The following is a 981-nucleotide window of genomic DNA, read 5'->3' as shown; positions in this document are numbered from 1 at the left end:
CGCGAAGGCGCCGGCCGTTGTGCCGTCGACGCCGTTGAGCGTGCCTCCTGCAACTTCCAGCCTGCCGCCGGTGTGGCAGCCCGACCGCGGCGACGGTACCTACCAGAACCCGGTGCTGAACGCCGACTATTCCGACCCCGATGTAGTGCGCGTGGGCAACGACTATTACCTCACTTCCTCCAGCTTCAGCAGCGTGCCGGGCCTGCCCATTCTGCACTCGCTAGACCTCGTGAACTGGGAGCTGCTGGGCAATGCGCTGCCCGCGCTGCCGGCCGCCTTTCGGGTGCCGCAGCCTGGCAACGGCGTGTGGGCGCCGGCCCTGCGCTATCACAACCAGCAGTTCTACCTCTACTACCCCGACCCCGACCGCGGCATCTACCTCACCCGCGCCCGCAACCCCGCCGGGCCCTGGGATGCGCCGGTGCTCATCAAAGAAGCCAAGGGCTGGATTGACCCCTGCCCGCTGTGGGATGAGGATGGCCGCGCCTACCTGGTACACGCCTTCGCGGGCAGCCGGGCCGGCATCAAAAGCGTGCTGGCCGTGAGTCGCATGAGTCCCGATGGCCTGCACTTGTTTGGCGACGATGCGCTGGTGTTTGATGGCCACGCCGCGCACCCCACCATCGAGGGCCCCAAGCTCTATAAGCGTCACGGCTACTACTACATTTTTGCGCCGGCTGGCGGCGTGCCTACCGGCTGGCAAACCGTGCTGCGCTCCAGAAAAGTGTTTGGCCCCTACGAGGCGCGCATTGTGATGGACCAGGGCACAACCACCATCAATGGCCCGCATCAGGGCGCGTGGGTCGATACGCCCGACGGGCAGGAAGACTGGTTCCTGCACTTCCAGGACCGTGGGCCCTACGGCCGGGTAGTGCACCTGCAGCCCATGACGTGGCAAAACGACTGGCCCGTTATCGGCGCCGACCCCGATGGCGACGGGCGCGGCGAGCCCGTGCTGCGGCACCGCAAGCCCCGGGTGCC

The 981-nt window shown here is 67.3% G+C and carries 1 protein-coding gene; it reads left to right on the top strand.

Features of this window, described 5'->3' with window-relative positions; genetic code table 11:
* Positions 1-40: 40 nt before the first annotated feature.
* Positions 41-981: glycoside hydrolase 43 family protein (locus ACYVDE_RS24215; protein WP_460504081.1), on the top strand; the 941-nt coding region annotated here is incomplete at its 3' end.

The sequence above is a fragment of the Hymenobacter agri genome, from assembly GCF_054778495.1.
This window is presented reverse-complemented; position numbering and strand designations above follow the sequence as displayed.